Source organism: Rhizobium sp. BK491 (assembly GCF_014194925.1).
Taxonomy (GTDB): Bacteria; Pseudomonadota; Alphaproteobacteria; order Rhizobiales; family Rhizobiaceae; genus Rhizobium.
On sequence record NZ_JACIAR010000003.1, the window covers coordinates 814,870 to 833,303 of the forward strand.

Consider the following 18,434-nt stretch of genomic DNA (forward strand, 5'->3'; position numbering starts at 1 on the left):
TAACCTCTCGTCTCAGCAAAGATAGCGGCTCGAGCCTCGACTTCATAAAGTGAAGAAAGCGACATGACTTCCAACGATCCCTTGCTCCAGCCCTATCAGCTCAAGCACTTGACGCTTAGGAACCGCATCATGTCGACGGCGCATGAGCCGGCCTATTCGGAAGGCGGCATGCCGACGGATCGCTACAGGCTCTATCATCGCGAAAAGGCCAAGGGCGGTATCGCGCTGACCATGACGGCGGGCTCGGCGATCGTCTCGGCGGATTCGCCGCCGGCCTTCGGCAATCTCCATGCCTATCGCGATGAGATCGTGCCCTGGCTGAAGAAGCTTGCCGACGACTGTCACGAGTTCGGGGCTGCGGTCATGATCCAGCTGACCCACCTCGGTCGTCGCACCGGCTGGAACAAAGGTGACTGGCTGCCGGTATTGGCGCCGTCGCCGATCCGCGAGCCGGCGCACCGTGCCTTTCCGAAGACGGCGGAAGAGTGGGATATCGAGCGGATCATTGGAGACTTTGCAGCGGCGGCGCAACGCATGCAGGCAGCCGGCCTGGATGGTATCGAGATCGAGGCCTATGGCCATCTGACCGACGGCTTCTGGTCACCGGCAACCAACCGGCGCGAGGACGAATTCGGCGGTTCGCTTGAAAACCGCATGCGGTTCTCGATGATGGTGACAGAAGCCATTCGCAAGGCGGTCGGCCCGGAGTTCATTGTCGGCATGCGCATGGTGGCTGACGAGGATTGGGAGAAAGGGCTTTCACGCGAAGAAGGCGTTGAGATTGCCAGGCGGCTGGTGGCCTCCGGCAATATCGATTTCCTCAATATCATCCGTGGCCATATCGACAGCGACGCGGCGCTCAACAATGTCATTCCGATTCAGGGCATGGCCTCGGCACCGCATCTCGATTTTGCTGGCGAGGTGAGGGCGGCGACGAAATTCCCCGTCTTCCATGCGGCCCGCATCGGCGATGTCGCCACGGCGCGTCATGCGATCGCGGAAGGCAAGCTCGATATGGTCGGCATGACGCGCGCTCATATCGCCGACCCGCATATCGTCAACAAGGTAATGTCCGGGCAGGAGGCCAATATCCGCCCCTGCGTCGGCGCGACCTACTGTCTTGACCGTATTTATGAGGGCGGCGAGGCGCTCTGCATTCACAATGCGGCTACCGGCCGCGAGGCCGAGATGCCGCATCGGATCGAGCGGGCAACAATATCACGCAAGGCCGTCGTCATCGGTGCCGGGCCTGCGGGCCTGGAGGCGGCGCGTGTGCTGGCCGAGCGCGGCCATAAGGTCGACGTGCTGGAGGCGAGCAGCAAGGCCGGCGGACAGGTGAATCTGCTTACGCGCAACCCACGCCGCAAGGAGATGATCGGCATCATCGATTGGCGGCTGACAGAGCTGGAGCGGTTGGGCGTCACGATCCACTATGACGTCTATGCGGGAGCTGACGATGTTATGGCGTTCGAGCCCGATCTTGTCATCGTGGCAACGGGTGGCATCGCGCAATCCCCCGAGCTGGAGAGCGGCGACAACCTCGTCACCTCCTCCTGGGACATTCTAGCCGGCGTGATTAAGTCTGAGGGACAGGTGCTGCTTTACGACGACAATGGCGGACATCCGGGCATGTCGGCGGCAGAAGTCATTGCCAACGGCGGCGCTGAACTGGAACTCGTCTCGCCGGAGCGCTTCTTCGCCCCCGAGATGGGCGGCATGAACCATGTCCCCTATGCGAAGACCTTCGCCGAGAAGAATGTCCGGGTCACCATCAATACGCGCCTGAAATCGGTGCGCCGCGACGGCAATGCACTCATTGCGGTTCTAGGGTCCGATTTCTCGGAGGAGACGCAATGGGAGCGGCGGGTGTCACAGGTGGTCGTCGAGCATGGCACGGTGGCCAATGATGAGCTTTATCTTGAGCTGAAGCCGTCATCGCGCAATCTCGGTGCGGTCGATTATTCCGCATTGATTGCTCGGCGATCGCCGCTGCCCGTCAAGAACGAAGCCGGTTCCTTCGATTTGATCCGCATCGGTGATGCGATCGCAAGCCGCAATATACATGCCGCGATTTACGACGCGCTGCGCTATTGCTCGCTTCTGTGAGATCATCGGGATTGTCGACTTTGACCGCGTTATCACGCCAGACATTTTTGCGGTTGCCAATAAAATTCATGATGTCAATGCAATATCTTGGATATCTTAAGTGATATGTGAGGTTCCGCCGCCGCGACATGGCTGTGGGAACTGCCTTAATTTTGAAACAAAATGTAACAACTTATAACACCCCGTTACCTGCCGAATCATTATATTCGGCATGTGAGTGAACGAGAGGTTGTTTGATGCTGGCTAACCATGCGCCGTCCCCTTCGCAGACCGATGTGCTGATCTGTCTGGATAATCAGCAGATTGCTTCGCGCATCAGTTCGCTTTTGTCGCAACAGGGATTGACGGTTGCAGCCATACCGACGACCGGCCTCCAGGAATGGTTCGATCCAACCGGCTGTCACCTGGTGGTGACGCATACCGCAATGATCGGGGACGTGCGGACGCGATTGAACTTGCCGATCGTCAACATCGAGACGTTCATATTCGATCGCCCTGATCATGTGACGGAGGGAGCTGCGCGGCAGTTCGACGGCGATGCCTTCGTCAAACGCGTTTTTTCGGTCATGAATGGTACCCAAAGGCGCGCAGCTGAGTGATTTAGGTCCGCCAGGCGCTGTCTCCTACAGTCGTTGCTGGCTGGTCTTGTCGAAGAAGTGCAGGTTCGGCGTCTTGAGCGAGATCTGAATCGTTTGCCCCGGTGCGAGTTCGGCGCGCTCCCGCATCACCCACGTCAATTCCTTGCCTTCCAACTCAAGCGCCACGTGCGTTTCCGAGCCAGTGGGTTCGACGACGGTCACGGTTGCGGTAACGCCAGCCTCCAATGCGAAGGAAATATCTTCCGGACGTATGCCGAGAATAACCTCCCGACCCTCCGATTGAGCCGGAGCGTTGGCGAGTTGGATGCGTGTGCCGGTTGGCAGTACCAATTCCGGCGAGGCACCGCTCGTGATCTTGCCTTCGAGAAAATTCATGGCCGGAGACCCGAGGAAGCCAGCGACAAAGACATTTCTCGGGCGGTCATAGAGCTCGAGCGGCGAGCCGACCTGCTCCACCTTCCCGCCCTGCAGCACGACGATCTTGTCGGCCATGGTCATGGCCTCGATCTGATCGTGGGTGACGTAGACGATCGTGGTCTTCAAGCGCTGATGCAGTGCCTTGATTTCGGCGCGCATCTTCACGCGCAGCTTGGCATCGAGATTGGAAAGCGGTTCATCGAAGAGGAAGACCTTGGGGTCGCGCACGATGGCGCGCCCCATGGCGACGCGTTGGCGCTGGCCGCCGGAAAGCTGGGCGGGCTTGCGATCCAATAATGGCTGTAGGCCCAAGATCTTGGCGGCTTCGCCGACCTTGTGATCGACTTCGGCGCGCTTCGCCCCGGCAAGCTGCAGCGCAAAGCCCATGTTCTGCGCTACCGTCATTTGCGGATAGAGCGCGTAGTTCTGGAACACCATGGCGATGTCGCGATCTTTCGGTGGCAGATCGTTGACGACCCGTCCGCCTATGGAGATCTCACCGCCGGTGATGTCTTCCAGCCCGGCGATCATGCGCAGCAGTGTGGACTTGCCGCAGCCCGAAGGGCCGACGAGGATGACGAATTCGCCGTCCGAGATCTCGACATCGACGCCATGGATGATGTTTACCGCGCCGTAGGACTTCCTGACGTTCTTGATGGTCAATCCGGACATGACATTCTTTCCCTGAAGATCGATCAATGCTTCTTGCGGATGCGCAACGCCTGGTATGGCTTGCCCGGCAGTTCCACGCCGAAGGCGGCATCCGCCTTGCCGCCGCGCACGATCGCGCCATGGCGCGTCGGATGCGGGATGGGCGCTTCCACCTTCTTTGCAGGCGTGATCGTCATCGCCCATGTGTCGATGATGTCGACGTCATAGTCGGTTCCGTCCTTGGGTAGGCCTGTAGACCAGATGACCGGCTGGTGCTCGCCGAGATAGATGTAGCTGACATCACCGTCTCGCGCGCCGGAAACGCGCGTCCACGGCCATTCGCCATAGCAGGACATGGGTTCGAGGCCGTTGACGACATCCTGCTCCAGCAGGTCGCGCAGGAAGCCGATGCGCTTCCAGGCTTCGCCGCGCAGTTCGCCGCCCTTCGCCCACCAGATCAGGTCTTGCGGATGCGAATAGGTTTCGCCGTGGCCGGCATAGCCGCCGCGCGTCACCGTGATCCAGAAGCGATGCACCAGCTCCTGCGCCGTCAAGTTGCCCCAGGACTGGATAATGTTGCCTTCATATTCCGGCTCGTCGTTGACAACAGGCTTGCCATAGGCCTCGCGCCATTCCTGCGTGCGCTTCACGTCCCAGTTCTGGATGCAGGTATGTGTCACCCATGGCTTGCGATGATCGAAGTTCATCGTCGGCTCGCCGTTGTGGATCGACTTCAGATGGCCATAGGGATCGTTCTCCTCGAGAATGTGGAAATAGCGATCCCATTGCTGCAGCGGTTTGGTGTCGAGAAGGAAGTCGTACTCATTGGCGAGCGCCCACCAGACGTTGCGATAGGCGGCAAGCCGTGCCGCGAGATAGGCGACATAGCGGAAATCCTGCTCGGCCGACATGTCGGCGTATCCCCAGCGATCGTAGGGGTGGAACATGATGATATCGGCCTCTATGCCGAGTTCGCAAAGAGCTGCGACCTGGCGCTCGAAATGGCGAAAGAGAACCGGGTTCGGGCGATCGAAGTCCTCCTTGCCGTCCGCACCCTTTTCAAAGCAGGCGTAGAGTGGCTCGTTGACATTATAAGGATAGTCCTTCGGGAAGACGCCCATGCGGATTTTGTTGAAGCGCGATTTCTTCAGCGTTTCGAGCGTCTGGGCCTGCATGTCGAGCGGCTGGTGCGTCCAGGCATAGCAGGTAGTGCCGAACGACAGGAAGGGCTTGCCGTCGGCATAGGCGAAGTGGAATTTGTTATGGACGTGTACGGGGCCGTGGTTGCTCTCGGAAGGCTTGGTCGCAATGAAAGAGCCGGTCTTGCCATCCAGTTCCGATGTCTTCGAGCGCGTGCGGAACGACCAATTACCTTCATTGTCCGGCATGAAGCGAACGCGATAGACGCCGTCGCCATCGTAGAAGCCGGGTACGCGGATCTCGCGGCTGTTCTGGCTGAAGACGGCATCGAATGCCACATCGAGATAGGGATTGCCGCCCGAAGGGCCGTTGAAGGCCGCTTCGAACACTCCCCATTTTTCGACGGACGCGTTGGACATGATGTTCTCCTCGGAAGATGTATGGATGGTTCGACCGCTCAGCCCTTGACCGCGCCGGAAGTGAGGCCGGAGACGAAGTAACGCTGGAAGATCAGATAAACGATGGTTGCCGGCAGCACGGTCATGACAATTGCGGCATTCAACTGCCCGTAATCATTGGAAAACTGGCCCTGGAAGGACATGAGCCCCAGCGGCAGTGTCCACATGTGCTGGTCCTGCAGCAGCACGAGCGCCATGGCGAACTCATTCCATGTCGAGACGAAGTCCAGGATCAGCAGTGCGGCGAGCACCGGCAGGCAGACGGGCAGGAATATCCGGCGGAAGATGGTGAAATGGCTTGCGCCGTCGATCAGGGCGGCTTCCGACAGTTCCTTCGGAATGCCTTTGAAGAAGCCGTGGAGAATGAAGACCTGATAGGGCACGCCGAAGGCGATATAGGGCAGGATCACGCCAGGATAGGTATCGACGAGCCCGAGCGAATTGACCAGCGTGAACAGCGGCGCCAGCATGACCTGGAAGGGGATCATCGTGCCGAAAACGACGAGGAGCAGCAGCAACTTGCTGAACTTCAGCCTGATCTTGGCGAGCGCATAGGCGGCCATCGCCGAGAGGATGAGACCGAGCGGCACCTTGATCACAGTGATGATGGTGCTGTTCAGGAAGGCGCTGGCGAAATTGCCGCGACCCCAGGCGCTCGAATAATTCTCGAAGGCCGGATCGAGCGGCGGCATGAAGGCGCCGGTGGACGTGACGTCTGCCTGCGTTTTCAGCGAGGTGAAGACGATGAAGACGAAAGGTGCAAGCCAGATCGCGGCGACGACCAGCAGTGCGATCCATAGGCCGATCAGGACGGGATCGCGCTTGCGCTTTGCCGGTGTGACGGTTTCGAAGTCGTCCGACATGGATGTGGCCGATGCTGCCGTCATTGTTCGGCCTCCTCATGCTTCTGCGTCCAGCGCAGGTAGGGAATGACGATCGCAATGGTGATGAGCAGCAGGACGACGGAGATCGCAGCGCCGCGGCCGAAATCGAAGATCTGCATGGCTTGCGTGAAGGCCCAGAGCGCCAGCATCTGCGTCGATTGCGCAGGACCGCCGCCGGTCAGGCCGTAGACGATATCGAAGGCCTTCAGTGAGGAAATGACCGACAGCACCAGCACGATGGTCAGCGTCGTGCGCAGTGCGGGCAGGGTCACGTAGCGGAAGATGTTCCAGCGCCCGGCGCCGTCGATGCGGGCGGCTTCCACCAGCGTCTGCGAGACATTCTGCAGGCCCGCGAGAAACAGAACCATGGAAAAGCCGACGGATTGCCAGAGATAGGCGATAAAAACGGAATAGAGCGCGATATCCTTGTCGCCAAGCCAGTCCTGAATCCAGTCCTGCAGCCCCATCGACGTCAGGATTTCGGTGAAGAGGCCGAAGAACGGATCATACATCCATTTCCACATGGTCGCGACAGCGATCGGGGCGATGATAACCGGGAGATAGAAGATGGCGCGGAAGGTATTGCGGGCAAAGAGCTTCTGATTGAGGCTCAGCGCCAGCAGCAGCCCGACCATGGGCGGAAAGATCACACACATGATCGTCCAGATCACCGTGTTGCGGAAGGCAACCCAGAAGACCGGATCCTGCGTGAAGATATATTGATAGTTCGCGAGGCCGACGAAGGGGCGCTGCGGGTCGAGGCCGTTCCATTTCTGGAAGCTCAGCACCACCACGTTCAGCATCGGATAGAGCGCAAAAATCACATAGATCAGCATGGCCGGGGCAAGCAGGATCGCTGCCTGAAAGCGGGGATCATGAGTACGATTGCGGAATGACATTCTGCTGGCTCCCGGCGGCAGCTGGCACGTGGGCATGAAGGTGAGGGAGCCGCGTCGCCTACAACTGGCATTGGCGGCCCCTCGATAGATCAGGTACGACCTGCGATGAAGGTCTGCAGCTGCTTGGCGGCATCGGCCGGCTGGACGTTGCCGGAGGCGACATCGTTGATCACCCGGAAGTATTCGGTTGTCACGTCAAGCGGGAAGGCCTGGTCGCCATTCATGTAGACCTTGCTGTAGGTCTTGAAGATCTCAAGCCATTTCGCTTCGAGTGGCTTCTGGTTGGCGTACTGGACATTCTTGTTGACCGAGATCGAGCTGATCTGGCCGACGAGATCCTGCTGCACCTTCGTCGACAGGAAGTAGTCGAGGAATTTTGCCGCAAGATCCGGATTCTTGCTCTTGGTGCTGACATAATTGTACTCGGCAAAGCCATAGAGGCGATTGGTGTTCGTCGGGAACGGCAGGACGCCGTAGTCGTCGAGATTGACCTTACTACCGCTCAGCTGGCTGACCAGCCAGTCGCCTTCGAGCATCATCGCGGCGCGGCCGGCGACGAACAGCGTATAGGACTGCTGGTTGCTGATCCCCATAAAGGGCTTCAGCGTATAATCCTTCGTCCATTTGGCAAATTCGGTGAAGGCGTCGGTCGCGCAGGGCTCCTTCGTCCAATCGGCCTTCATCGCCATCAGCGCGTCATGCTTGTCGGCGCCGCACTTGGTTTCGAGCAGCACGTCCATCAGGCGCATGACATGCCAGTTGACCGAACCGCCGAAGGTGAAGGCCGGAATGCCTGCCGCCTTGAGCTTGTCGGCTGCAGCCAGAAGCTCCTCGTAGGTCTTCGGTTCCCCGGTGATACCAGCCTTCTGGAAGAGCTTCTTGTTGTAGTAGATCGCCTCACCCTTGAAGGTGAAGGGAACGCCATGCTTGCCGCCCGGATAGAGATCGGCAAAAGCGGCAGCTGAGGGAAGCAGTTCGTCGTTCCACTTGTACTGAGTGTAGTATTTGTCCAGCGGCAGGGAAAGGCCCGCCTTCACATATTCGCCGCCGAGGCCAAGGCCGGCCCAGCTGAAATAGATATCCGGGCCTTTGCTGGAGCCCGCGGCCACGCGAAGTGCGGTCTTGTGTTCATCGACGCCGCGCTGGACGATTTCGACATGGGTGCCGGGATTGCCGGCCTCGAAGTCTTTCGCCACCTTCTTCAGCGCGCCGTTTGCCGCGCCATTATCGAAGTTCAGCGTCCACAGCGTTAGGTCTTCCGCGGCAACATTGGTTGCCGAAAAGGCCGCCGCTGCCATAGCAGCAGCGCCGAACCAACGCGCATATTTGAAGTTGCCAGCCATCTCCCGTCCTCCTCTGAGCAAAGCTGAGGGCGGTTTTGACAAATCGTTGTCAGCATGTCAACTGGTATGATGAGCTTATCAGCGGTATCACATGAAGTGATCGTGAAAGCAGGCGATGACGACGACGGCGGACGCCGCGCCGGGGTCCATGTGCCCCAAGGCTCGATCGCCGAGGCGCGACGACCGGCCTTTTGCCGCGACCATATCTTTGGTGGCTTCCGCACCCGCTTGACCGGCTTTGAGGGCGGCGGCAAAACAATCGGCAAGTGAAAGCCCTTGATCCCGGGCTGTGCGGCAGGCTGCGGCTGCGGGCGCCCAGGCATCGACCATGGTTTTTTCGCCGACCTCTGCTTTGCCCCGATCCTGAATGCCCTTGGCGAGGGCTGCGAATATCTCGACCATATCGTCGTCGTTCAGAGTGCTGTTCCCCTTGGCGACGGCACCCGCACGCATCAGGGCTGTCGCATAGAGCGGCCCGGACGAAGCGCCGACTGCGTTGAGGAAGGATTTTGCCGCCGTATTGAAGACCAGCGTTGGATCGGCTGCTGTCGTGTCCAGCTCCGAAACCGCCTTGGCTGCGGCGGTAAAGCCGAGCTCCATGGCGATGCCGTGATCGGCATCGCCGATGACGCCGTCCAGTTCGCAGAGGCGATCCTTTTCACGTTCCATCGCCTCCGCGATCCGCGCGAAAAGCGCCTTCAGATCTTCCGTTGTAACCGTCGTCATTGCAGAGCCTCGCCGGAGTGGAACATGGCGCAATCGCAGGGATGATCGATCAGCCGCTGCAGTTCGTCGTCCAGATGCATGAGGGTGATCGAGGCGCCAGCCATCTCCAGCGACGTGCAGTAATTGCCGACCAGCGACAGATGGATAACAAGGCCGGCATCGTCGAGCATACTCTTGAGTTTGCGCATCATGATGTAGAGCTCCATCAGCGGCGTCGAGCCAAGGGAATTGACAAGCACGGCGACCCGGTCACCGCGCGCCGGCTTCATCTCATCGAGAATTTTGCCGACGAGCTCACTCGTCACCTCATCCGCCGATCGCATCGGCCCGCGTGCGACGCCGGGCTCGCCATGGATACCCATGCCGATCTCCATCTCGTCGGCGCCGATCTCGAAATTCGGCTTGCGTGTCTGCGGCAGCGAGCAGGGCGAAAGCGCCACCCCCATCGTATAGGTGCGCTCATTCGCCCAGCGTGCCAGCCGTTCCACATCGTCGAAACCGTACATCAGATCGCAGGCGGCACCGGCGGCCTTGAAGATGAAGACATTGCCGGCAACCCCGCGACGGCGCTCCTTCTGATCGACTGGCGCGGAAGCGATGTCGTCCGTCGTCAGTACGGTACGCACCTCGATATCGTCCATGGCCAGCATTTCCGCCGCCATGTCGAAATTCATGACGTCGCCGGCATAGTTGCCGTACATGAACAGCACGCCTGCACCGCCATCGACGGCCTTGGCGCATTCGATGATCGGATCGGGCGGCGGCGAGGCAAAGACATTGCCGATCGCGGCGGCATCGGCCAGCCCCTTGCCGACGAAGCCGAGAAATGTCGGCTCGTGCCCGGAACCACCGCCGATGACCAGACCGACCTTGCCGGCTCGCGGGCCATGGTTTGCCACGATCGAGCGTGGCGATCCTTCAACGGCGCGGAGATGGCGCGGATGAGCCGCCAATATCCCGGCCAGCATCTCATCCACGGCGGCCGCGCCTTCGTTGATCAGCTTCTTCGTCTTCACGCAGTCCTCCAAATCATTGCGATTATTGGGACTAACATGCGCGTCTGCGATTGAAGGTCAATCCATCAACTCGGCCGAAACAGTGCTATAGGCATCAAGCATAAGCCTCTTGCTTCCGCTCTGTTCCTTAAGCCGAAACTCCCCCAGCTCCACCAGTTGTGGAATGGGCGTTATGTTGACCAGCTGGAGCGAACGCAATCCGTTGGATCGTGCCGTGATGAAGCTGAGTACGGCGCTCGGATCGGACGACAGGCACTCTTGCCATTGCTGGCCGGCGAGGCGTGACAGCGTCGCAATCGTATTGAACAATGGCCGTTTGGCGCCTGCCGCCGCCGACTCGTTCGCTCCGGCGATCAGCCCGAAGGACCCCGTCAGTGCCGAAAGCGTCAGGCACTCCAATCCGGCATCGAGGACGCGGGCGGCGTAGCCAAACGCAAAGGCCTCGCCGAAGCGGGCGTTGTGCCGTGGATCGATATTGGCCATGGCAATGCGACCGCCGTGAGGATTGTCCATCGTCCGGCTGCCATAGGGGTTCTGCCGCATCGGTATGGTTGACGGGCCGATACGATAGGGTTTGTCGCCATAGATAGCGCGCACGGAGCGCGTGATGAACGGCAGTGCTTCCAGCGTCTGCATGACGCTGAGATCGTCAGCCGCATGCACGATGGGATTGGTGCAATGGCTGATGAAATCGAGAGTGTCGGCGGGAATCCGTTTGCGATTGAGTTCGGTGAAATAGCTCAGCATGCCGCCGCCGACACGCATATCGGGGAAGGCCGCATGCGCGGCGGCGTAGACCTCCTCGAGCGGCGGACATTCCGGCCATTTGCTGCCCGGCGGCGTCGATTGCCGGTCGACGGAAGGCGAGATCATGATTGCATCGGGTTTGAAGCCGGCCGCCTGCATCCAGTCTGCTATTTGCTGTGTCTCGACAGGAGGTGCCTGGCGGCAGGGCAATGCGATTTCGAGCGTCGAATTGCCTGGATGGAGTGCGGCAACGGCGGCGAAGCGCCTGAAGGCGTCAGCACCGAGGGCGGCATCGGGATCGAAGTGAAACAGCAGCTCCTGCGGTCCGATTTCAGCCAGCCGGTCGCGCGCAGCTAGCGTCGCATCCGCCTCCTCCGGTGTAATGACAAGGCCGATGGACGGCATGATTCCGGACCTTGCTCCAGCGCTAAGCCCGACCGGGGGCGCTTCTTCCGAACCATAGGTGGAGGCGGGAGGCAGGCGGCGCATATCCCCGATGGTCAGAACGATGCGCTGCCGCATCGGCTTTCCAGCCGGAATTCGATAAGGCCAGGGCAGGGCAAGCGGGCGAACGTAGGTCTTGTAGGAAGCATCAGACCAGTTGCGCTGATCTTCCATCTCGAAGGTGTCGCCTTCCATGCGGCATTCGGCTGTCACGTTCGCCACCACGCTATGCGTAATCGCCCGCATATTCTTGAAGGGCTGCCAGGGTTCGATAAGGTCGGGAAAATGCGTGCTCTCGCGGCTGCCGTCGACATGCTCAACCGAGACGGGCATCCCGGCGACGCCGACGATCGGATGCAGGATACAGAAGCCGCAGCGGTTGGTTTCGAAGCCGGTCGTCGAGAGCGCCGTCGCTTCGAAGATCAGGGCCTCATCGACTTGAGCCGTTATCCGAACGTCGACTGTAAGCTCGGTGTTCTCGGGGCCGGCGCAGCGCACTAGATAGCTGACGAAAAAACCATCGTGACGCTGCTCGATCCGTATATCGTCGATATGGGGCGAATAGGTGCCCCAATCGCGATCGCGGATCAGATAGGAAACAGCCCGCAGAACCTCGATGCCATCATAGCGAATGGTCCGGAGATTGCCGTCCTTGAAATCGACATCCAGCCTGCCCGAAGTCAGTCGCATCGGCGTCGTTTCGAGCTCGTGCGTACCGTAAAGCTGAAACGGATCGATCTCGGTTTTCATCGCAGCATCGCTCCGATATCGATGGGATTCCCGTTGGCGGCACTCTCATAGGCGGCCTCGACAAGTGCCAGCGTCTTGAGATTGTCGGCGCCTGACGTGGAAGTTTCGCCACCATTGGCAAGGCGGTCTATCCAATGCTGCTGAATCGCCAGGACGCTCTCCTGAATATTATGCCAGGGACGCGAGGCCCAGGACAGAAGCCGCGGCGATGCGTCCGTAACGCTCGTGCCATCGGGGCCATTGACCTCGAGGTGATAGCCTTGCGAGAGCCGAATGCTACCCTTCGTGCCGTCGAGTTCGATCAGCGTCTCCGGGAAGGGCTCGGTCGCAAGCTTGGAGGCGTAGCTGACATCGACGATCGATGTCGCGCCATTCTCATGATCGAGCAGGATGGTTGCGACATCCTCGCCCGTGATCTTCGGGTTGACCCGTTTGGTGCGGGCCGTCAACGAGGTGACGTCGCCGAGGATGAAGCGGGCGATATCGAGCGTGTGGATACCGAGATCCTCGATAATGAACCGTTCGCCTTCGGCCAGGTAAGGCTGGCCGGAAAAGACGTCATAGCCGGAGCGGAAGGAGAAACGTCCCCAGAAGGGCTCACCGATCGCCCCGGACTGCAAAGCAGTCTTGACGGCCTGAATGGGCGTCTGCCAGCGGAAATTCTCATGCACCATCAGCGGCACGTCGGCCGCAGCACAGGTCGCGACCATGGCCTTGGCATCGCTCAGCGTTTTTGCGAAAGGCTTCTGGCAGATTGCGGGGATCTTGTGAGAGGCGGCCATCTGCACCAGGGCGCGATGGCTTTGCACCGTCGTTGCGATGTCGACGAAATCGAAGCCACCATCGGCGAACATGGCGGCTGCATCCGTATAGCGACGCTCGATGCCGAACTGGTCGCCGACGATCTTCAGCCGCTCCGGGTCGCGGTCGCAGATCGCAACGATGCTGGCGCCTTTGACGTCTCGCCATGCATGCATCTGATTGATCGCGAAAAAGCCGCAACCGATCAATGCGCCCTTGAGTTCTGCCATTTCAGCCTGCCTTTGCCATTTGCATGAGAGTTACGCGCTGCTGGAGACGCCGCTGCGCCTGATCCACGACCACAGCGATGATAATGACACATCCCTTGATCACCATCTGCCAGAAGGATGATACGCCCATCATCACGAGGCCATCCGAAAGAATGCCGATGACGAAGGCGCCGATGATCGTCCCGCCGATAGTGCCGCGGCCGCCCGACATGGAGGTGCCGCCAAGCACGGCTGCTGCAATGGCGTTCAGCTCGAAGCTCTCGCCGGTTGCCGGATGCGCCGCCATCAGCTCCGACGATATGACGATACCGACGATGGCGGCGCAAAGCCCCGAGAACATATAGACGAAGATCTTGACCACATCGACACGGATGCCGGACATGCGCGCTGCGCGCTCGTTTCCGCCGACGGCAAAGATGTGCCGGCCAATCGGCGTCGAGCGGGCGACGTAAGCGGCGAGTAGCGCCAATACGATCAGGATCCAGATGGAAACGGGAAGGCCGAGCAGGCGGCCGGCGCCGAAGACGTCGAAGCCCGTCGTGTCATATTCCGGCCGCCCGACCAGGTTCGGGAAGGTCTGACCGTCAGAAGACAGGAGTGCGAGGCCGCGGGCGATATAGAGCGTTCCGAGCGTGGCGATGAAGGGGGCGACGTTGAGCTTGGTGATTAGCAGGCCGTTGATGAGTCCAATCCCCAGGCCGACGGCCAGTGTGATGAGGATGATCTCGTAGATGTTGAAGTAGACCGTATATCCGATCGGCAGTTCGACGCCGTTCAGGATGAGGGCACCGGCCACCATGCCGCAAAGGCCGACGATCGAACCGACCGATAGATCGATCCCGCCGGTGACGATCACAAAGGTCATCCCCATGGCGAGAAAGGCGTTGAGCGCGACATGCTTCGACATCAGGATGATGTTGGCGGTCGAGGTGAAGTTCGGTGCAAAGATCGCAAAGAAGATGACGACGGCGAACAGCGCGATGAAGGTCCTGAGCTTCATCAGCGTCAGGAGAACGGAGCCGTTCGAGCGATTGGTCGCAAAGGCGGAGGACGTATCTGCGGTCATGACGCGAGTTTCCCTGTATGTCCGTGTCCCTTGGCGGATGCCGCGATGATGGCCTCTTCCGTCGCTTCGCTTCGGTCGAGAACGGTGACGAGCTTGCCGTTGCTGAGCACGGCGATGCGGTCCGAAAGTGCCATGACCTCTTCAAGGTCCGATGTTGAAAACAAGATTGCCAACCCCTTGCCGGCGAGCCTGCGCATGGTGCGAAAGACATCGGCCTTGGCGCCGACATCGATGCCGCGGCTCGGCTCGTCCATCAAAAGCACCTTCGGATCGGTCATCAGCGCCTTGCCGATGACGACCTTCTGCTGGTTGCCGCCGGACATGGAGGTAACCTCGAAGTCCGGATTAGGCGCCTTAATGGAGAGATCGCGGATCATGTCGCGAATGGCGTTCTTTTCGGCCCCTGGATCGATATGGAAAAACAGCCGGGCGAAGCGGCCGAGGCTCGCAAGCGTCAAATTGCTGGCGATCGACAGCACCTGCACTAATCCTTCGCGCTGACGGTCCTCTGGAATCAAGGCGAGGCCATGCCGGATGCGCCGGGTGGTGTCGCGGGCGCGAACCTCCAAGCCGTCGATGTAGATACGCCCGGTCGAATGCATATGCCGGCCCATCACGCATTCGAAGAATTCGCTGCGTCCTGCTCCCATCAGGCCGTAGATGCCGAGGATTTCGCCGGCGCGCACCGACAGCGAGACATGATCGACGGCAAGGCCGCCCGTAGGTCTCGGCAGGCTGATCTCTTCGGCGCGAAAGGCTTCCTTGCCGATTGTATGGCCGCCGTCCCTGGCGAAATCCTTGGCATCGGATCCGATCATCGATCGGACGATCCATTTCGTATCGATATCGCGAACCATGGCCTGGCCGGTGATCTGTCCGTCGCGCAGTACGGTGATGTAGTCGCCGATCCGCATCAGTTCTTCCAGCCGGTGCGAAATATAGACGATCGCGACGCCCTGAGCTTTCAGCTCTGCGATCACCTTGAACAGAATGTCGACTTCTGCCGCGGACAGCGCCGATGTCGGCTCATCCATGATCAGGATACGGGCATCAAGTGAGATGGCCTTGGCGATCTCGACAAGCTGCTGCTGCCCGATCGGCAGGTCTTCCACCATCGTTTCGGCGCTTATGCCGGCATCGAGCCGATCCAGAAACTCGTTGGCCCTTGCGATCTGTGCCTTGTGATCGATGCCGAAGATGCCGCGGGTGATTTCGCGCGTCGCAAAGATGTTTTCGGCCACCGTCATATTGGCGAAGAGATTGAGCTCCTGGAAAATCATGCCGATTCCGCGCGCCTGCGCGTCGGCCGGGCTGCTGAAGGAGACTTCCTCGCCCTCGAGCAGGATGCGGCCCGAGGTCGGCCGTTCGACCCCGGCGATGATCTTCATCAGGGTAGACTTGCCGGCACCGTTTTCGCCGACGAGCACGTTGACCGCGCCGCGGTGCAGCTCGAGGTTGGCGCGCTTGACGGCAACGATGCCGGAATAGACCTTGGAAACGTCCTCCAGGCGCAGGATGATATCGTTGCTTGGGGTTTCGCTCATGGTCATTGCCCCAATGTCAGGGCTGAAGGGGTGATCAAAGGCAGCTGACCGGATGCGGGCAGCGGAAACGCACCCGTCACGGTGACCGTCTTTCCAATCAGCCCGTCGCGAGGCAGAGCTGCCAGAAATGATGAATTGGCCTTCTCATTGAAGGCCTTGCCGAACTGTGCCCATTCGATCTGGTTCCTGAATTCGTTGAAGTCCAGGAAATCCAGCGCGTCGCGCAGCGCCGTGCCGCGGACCGCCAGGCCGATCTGCACCTTCGCATCCGCCTTGCCGTCGCCATCCACGTCGACGTCGAGGGTGCCCGCGCGGGAGGCTGTATCGGCAGCCACGATCTTACCGCTTAGCTTGACGGCATAGGTCCAGGGCGAGGAACTCTGCTTGCGCGGATTTCCGTATTTCGCGCCGGCATCATCGGGATTAGTTGCTACCGCCCGCAACACCGTCTTGAGATCGCCCGCGCGTTTATCAATGGCGGGCAGTACCTGGGATTGCCAGATCGCCTCCACCTTGGTTGCGGGGTCGAAGGCACTCTTTGCCGCCGCTGCCGCCTTCTCCTCGGGCGTTGGTGTCTTGATAATCTTGCAGCCGGGCAATGCCGCGGCCAATACAAAGGCCACGAGCGCGCCTCTGATCCTCAACATGCAATGCACCTCGATCTTGCAGAAAAGCTCCGGAGAGCGCGGTTTTGCCGCGCCCTCCAACCTAGTGGTCCACCATCAGTTTTTCAGTGCGAAGGTCTCGAGCTTGTCGGCGTTGTCGGCATTGATAAGGACGCAATCCATCAATTGCTTCTCGTCCTTAGGCGCCGTCTTGTTCTTGATATAGGCGTCGGCCTGTTCGACCGCCTTCTGGGCCTGGGCGTAGGCCGGCTGCATGACCGTCGCCTTGATGCCGCCCGCCTTGATGGAGTCGCGCACGTCGTTGGAACCGTCGAAGCCGACGACGATCACATCCTTGCGGCCGGCGGCCTGCAGCGCTGCAATCGCGCCCATCGCCATGGTGTCGTTGCCCGAGATCACGCCCTTGATGTCGGGATTTGCCTGAAGGATGGTTTCCATCTTGGCGTAGGCCTCAGTCTGGCTCCAGTTTGCCGACTGCTTGGCGACCAGCTTCAGGTCCGGATAGTCGTCGATGACGTCGTGATAGCCCTGCGAGCGGATGCCGGCATTGGTATCGGCTTCGCGGCCGACGAGTTCGGCATAATTGCCCTTCTCGCCCATCAGCTTGACGAACTCCTGCGCGCCGAGCTGTGCGCCCTGATAGTTGTTGGAAACGATCTGGGCGACGGCGATGCCGGTGACATTGATTTCGCGGTCGATGAGGAAGGAAGGGATGCCCGCATCCTTGGCCTTCTTCAGGGCAGCGACCGTTGCGTCCGCACCGGCATTGTCGAGGATAATGGCCTTGGCGCCACGCCCGATCGCTGTATCGATGACTTCCGATTGCTTGTTGGCATCGTCGTCATGCGTCATGACGAGCGTCTCGTAACCCAGCTCTTTTGCCTTGGCTTCGGCGCCGACGGCCTCCGCCTTGAAGAAGGGATTGTCGAAGGCCGGCGTGATGATGGCGATCAGGTCAGCCGCGAAGGCCGGCATTGCCGTGCCCAGAGCGAGCGCGCCGGTAAAGGCTGCAAGTGTCAGTCTGCGTCTTAGTTTCATGGTCTCCTCCCAGTTATGAAACAGGCCCTGTTCCCGGCAGGGCAGCAAGGGGAGGGTGACGCCCTCCCCGGCGATGTCGATCAGGTGATGCGGCGAATGCTTTCCGCGATCTCCTGTGGCTCGAACACTTTCTTCCAATCGTCGCGCATCAGGGCAGGGATGCCGAATTCGATCGCCTTGTTGCAGGCATCGGAGAAGACGCCGTCGACTTCCTTGAAGATGACGGCACCGAGCACGTTCATGTGGCCGAGCAGGAAGTCACGGGCGGCTTCCGCCGGAACGCCGCGGGCGACGCACTCATCCATGGCCTGACGCATGACGACGAGCAGCGAGGCGCAGACGGTTTCAGAAAGACCCGGCTCCAGCATCGCCATCTGCTCGACGGTGACGCGGTGCGAGCGCATGACGGGCGCCCAGATGACCTTGGCGATTTCCTCGCCGAGAGCATAGGCACTTTCCGGACCCTGCATCAGTGCCGAAACGATATGCTGCTTGGCAAAGAGACCGCCGAAATGATCCTTCTTGGCCTGCATGTCGGTCTCGTCGTTGAAGATCGGCGGATGGCAGGGGTGGGTAACGAAGTAGGTAAGATCTTCACGGTGCGGCAGATGGCCGGCGAAGGGGGCGGCGGCGTCGAGCGCGACGACCATCGTGCCGGGCCTCAGCTTGTCGACGATGCCGGCGGCAACCTTGCCGATAGCGGTATCCGGTACTGCAAGGATCACGACGTCCGCGCCATCCAGCGCGGCATCGACCGGGACGCAATCGACGGAAAGATCATTCTTCAGGCGCGCCTTGCCGGCATCGCTGACTTCGACGTGGCGCACATCGAAGCGCGAGCCTTTCAGGTTCTTGGCGAGCCGGTAGCCCATTTTGCCTCCGGCGCCGAAAAGAGCAATTGCAGTCATGTTAGTACCTCGTTCACTTCCAGAATGTGGTATCGCAAGTG

Annotated in this window: 16 protein-coding genes; 2 read left to right on the top strand and 14 right to left on the bottom strand. The window is 60.1% G+C overall.

The window, feature by feature from the left end; all coding sequences use genetic code 11:
* Positions 1-63 precede the first annotated feature (63 nt).
* Both FHX05_RS18190 and FHX05_RS18195 read left to right on the top strand, forming a co-directional pair.
* Positions 64-2,106 (top strand): NADH:flavin oxidoreductase, encoded by a 2,043-nt coding sequence (locus tag FHX05_RS18190; RefSeq protein WP_183873482.1) that lies wholly within the window; start codon positions 64-66, stop codon positions 2,104-2,106.
* 236 nt (positions 2,107-2,342) lie between these two features.
* Positions 2,343-2,705, top strand: coding sequence for a hypothetical protein (locus tag FHX05_RS18195; protein ID WP_112337196.1), 363 nt, complete (start codon positions 2,343-2,345; stop codon positions 2,703-2,705).
* Between the two features lie 24 nt (positions 2,706-2,729).
* On the opposite strand, the gene ugpC is transcribed toward FHX05_RS18195, so the two are convergent.
* The 14 genes from ugpC to FHX05_RS18265 form a co-directional block, all read right to left on the bottom strand.
* On the bottom strand, positions 2,730-3,794 hold the full coding sequence (gene ugpC, locus FHX05_RS18200) for a sn-glycerol-3-phosphate ABC transporter ATP-binding protein UgpC (RefSeq protein ID WP_183873484.1): 1,065 nt from the start codon (positions 3,792-3,794) through the stop codon (positions 2,730-2,732).
* 23 nt (positions 3,795-3,817) lie between these two features.
* Positions 3,818-5,332 carry a DUF5060 domain-containing protein gene (locus FHX05_RS18205; RefSeq protein WP_183873486.1) on the bottom strand — a complete coding sequence of 505 codons (1,515 nt, stop codon included), beginning with the start codon at positions 5,330-5,332 and terminating at the stop codon, positions 3,818-3,820.
* Between the two features lie 38 nt (positions 5,333-5,370).
* Entirely contained in the window at positions 5,371-6,234 is an 864-nt protein-coding gene (locus FHX05_RS18210; protein WP_183873603.1) for a carbohydrate ABC transporter permease, read from the bottom strand.
* 20 nt (positions 6,235-6,254) lie between these two features.
* A complete protein-coding gene (locus tag FHX05_RS18215; protein ID WP_183873488.1) occupies positions 6,255-7,154 on the bottom strand; it encodes a sugar ABC transporter permease in 900 nt (299 codons plus the stop codon).
* 89 nt (positions 7,155-7,243) lie between these two features.
* A complete protein-coding gene (locus FHX05_RS18220) occupies positions 7,244-8,497 on the bottom strand; it encodes an extracellular solute-binding protein (protein WP_183873490.1) in 1,254 nt (417 codons plus the stop codon).
* An 87-nt stretch (positions 8,498-8,584) separates the two neighbouring features.
* Entirely contained in the window at positions 8,585-9,223 is a 639-nt protein-coding gene (dhaL, locus tag FHX05_RS18225; protein WP_183873492.1) for a dihydroxyacetone kinase subunit DhaL, read from the bottom strand.
* Positions 9,220-10,239 (bottom strand): dihydroxyacetone kinase subunit DhaK, encoded by a 1,020-nt coding sequence (locus tag FHX05_RS18230; protein ID WP_183873494.1) that lies wholly within the window; start codon positions 10,237-10,239, stop codon positions 9,220-9,222. The genes dhaL and FHX05_RS18230 overlap by 4 nt, the downstream gene beginning before the upstream one ends.
* 57 nt (positions 10,240-10,296) lie before the next feature.
* The gene (locus FHX05_RS18235; RefSeq protein ID WP_183873496.1) at positions 10,297-12,180 is read right to left on the bottom strand and encodes a hypothetical protein; all 1,884 of its coding nucleotides are present in this window, start codon (positions 12,178-12,180) and stop codon (positions 10,297-10,299) included.
* On the bottom strand, positions 12,177-13,211 hold the full coding sequence (locus FHX05_RS18240; RefSeq protein ID WP_183873498.1) for a Gfo/Idh/MocA family oxidoreductase: 1,035 nt from the start codon (positions 13,209-13,211) through the stop codon (positions 12,177-12,179). Before FHX05_RS18240 ends, FHX05_RS18235 begins: the two co-directional genes overlap by 4 nt.
* 1 nt (position 13,212) lies before the next feature.
* Positions 13,213-14,277 carry an ABC transporter permease gene (locus FHX05_RS18245; RefSeq protein ID WP_183873501.1) on the bottom strand — a complete coding sequence of 355 codons (1,065 nt, stop codon included), beginning with the start codon at positions 14,275-14,277 and terminating at the stop codon, positions 13,213-13,215.
* Positions 14,274-15,827: a sugar ABC transporter ATP-binding protein gene (locus tag FHX05_RS18250; RefSeq protein WP_183873503.1), complete on the bottom strand. Its 1,554-nt coding sequence runs from the start codon at positions 15,825-15,827 to the stop codon at positions 14,274-14,276. Before FHX05_RS18250 ends, FHX05_RS18245 begins: the two co-directional genes overlap by 4 nt.
* The gene (locus FHX05_RS18255; protein WP_183873505.1) at positions 15,824-16,468 is read right to left on the bottom strand and encodes a DUF2291 domain-containing protein; all 645 of its coding nucleotides are present in this window, start codon (positions 16,466-16,468) and stop codon (positions 15,824-15,826) included. The genes FHX05_RS18250 and FHX05_RS18255 overlap by 4 nt, the downstream gene beginning before the upstream one ends.
* Positions 16,469-16,543: 75 nt before the next feature.
* Complete coding sequence (locus FHX05_RS18260) at positions 16,544-17,485, bottom strand: D-ribose ABC transporter substrate-binding protein (protein ID WP_112337184.1); 942 nt, start codon at positions 17,483-17,485, stop codon at positions 16,544-16,546.
* An 80-nt stretch (positions 17,486-17,565) separates the two neighbouring features.
* A complete protein-coding gene (locus FHX05_RS18265; protein ID WP_183873507.1) occupies positions 17,566-18,393 on the bottom strand; it encodes a phosphogluconate dehydrogenase C-terminal domain-containing protein in 828 nt (275 codons plus the stop codon).
* Positions 18,394-18,434 lie beyond the last annotated feature (41 nt).

What these genes read in the sequence shown, in the direction of transcription:
- FHX05_RS18260 (WP_112337184.1), bottom strand. Translation starts at nt 17,485, where the DNA reads ATGAAACTAAGACGCAGACTGACACTTGCAGCCTTTACCGGCGCGCTC.
- dhaL (WP_183873492.1), bottom strand. Translation starts at nt 9,223, where the DNA reads ATGACGACGGTTACAACGGAAGATCTGAAGGCGCTTTTCGCGCGGATC.
- FHX05_RS18250 (WP_183873503.1), bottom strand. Translation starts at nt 15,827, where the DNA reads ATGACCATGAGCGAAACCCCAAGCAACGATATCATCCTGCGCCTGGAG.
- FHX05_RS18190 (WP_183873482.1), top strand. Translation starts at nt 64, where the DNA reads ATGACTTCCAACGATCCCTTGCTCCAGCCCTATCAGCTCAAGCACTTG.
- FHX05_RS18265 (WP_183873507.1), bottom strand. Translation starts at nt 18,393, where the DNA reads ATGACTGCAATTGCTCTTTTCGGCGCCGGAGGCAAAATGGGCTACCGG.
- FHX05_RS18245 (WP_183873501.1), bottom strand. Translation starts at nt 14,277, where the DNA reads ATGACCGCAGATACGTCCTCCGCCTTTGCGACCAATCGCTCGAACGGC.
- FHX05_RS18235 (WP_183873496.1), bottom strand. Translation starts at nt 12,180, where the DNA reads ATGAAAACCGAGATCGATCCGTTTCAGCTTTACGGTACGCACGAGCTC.
- FHX05_RS18220 (WP_183873490.1), bottom strand. Translation starts at nt 8,497, where the DNA reads ATGGCTGGCAACTTCAAATATGCGCGTTGGTTCGGCGCTGCTGCTATG.
- FHX05_RS18240 (WP_183873498.1), bottom strand. Translation starts at nt 13,211, where the DNA reads ATGGCAGAACTCAAGGGCGCATTGATCGGTTGCGGCTTTTTCGCGATC.
- FHX05_RS18205 (WP_183873486.1), bottom strand. Translation starts at nt 5,332, where the DNA reads ATGTCCAACGCGTCCGTCGAAAAATGGGGAGTGTTCGAAGCGGCCTTC.
- FHX05_RS18255 (WP_183873505.1), bottom strand. Translation starts at nt 16,468, where the DNA reads ATGTTGAGGATCAGAGGCGCGCTCGTGGCCTTTGTATTGGCCGCGGCA.
- ugpC (WP_183873484.1), bottom strand. Translation starts at nt 3,794, where the DNA reads ATGTCCGGATTGACCATCAAGAACGTCAGGAAGTCCTACGGCGCGGTA.
- FHX05_RS18195 (WP_112337196.1), top strand. Translation starts at nt 2,343, where the DNA reads ATGCTGGCTAACCATGCGCCGTCCCCTTCGCAGACCGATGTGCTGATC.
- FHX05_RS18215 (WP_183873488.1), bottom strand. Translation starts at nt 7,154, where the DNA reads ATGTCATTCCGCAATCGTACTCATGATCCCCGCTTTCAGGCAGCGATC.
- FHX05_RS18210 (WP_183873603.1), bottom strand. Translation starts at nt 6,234, where the DNA reads ATGTCGGACGACTTCGAAACCGTCACACCGGCAAAGCGCAAGCGCGAT.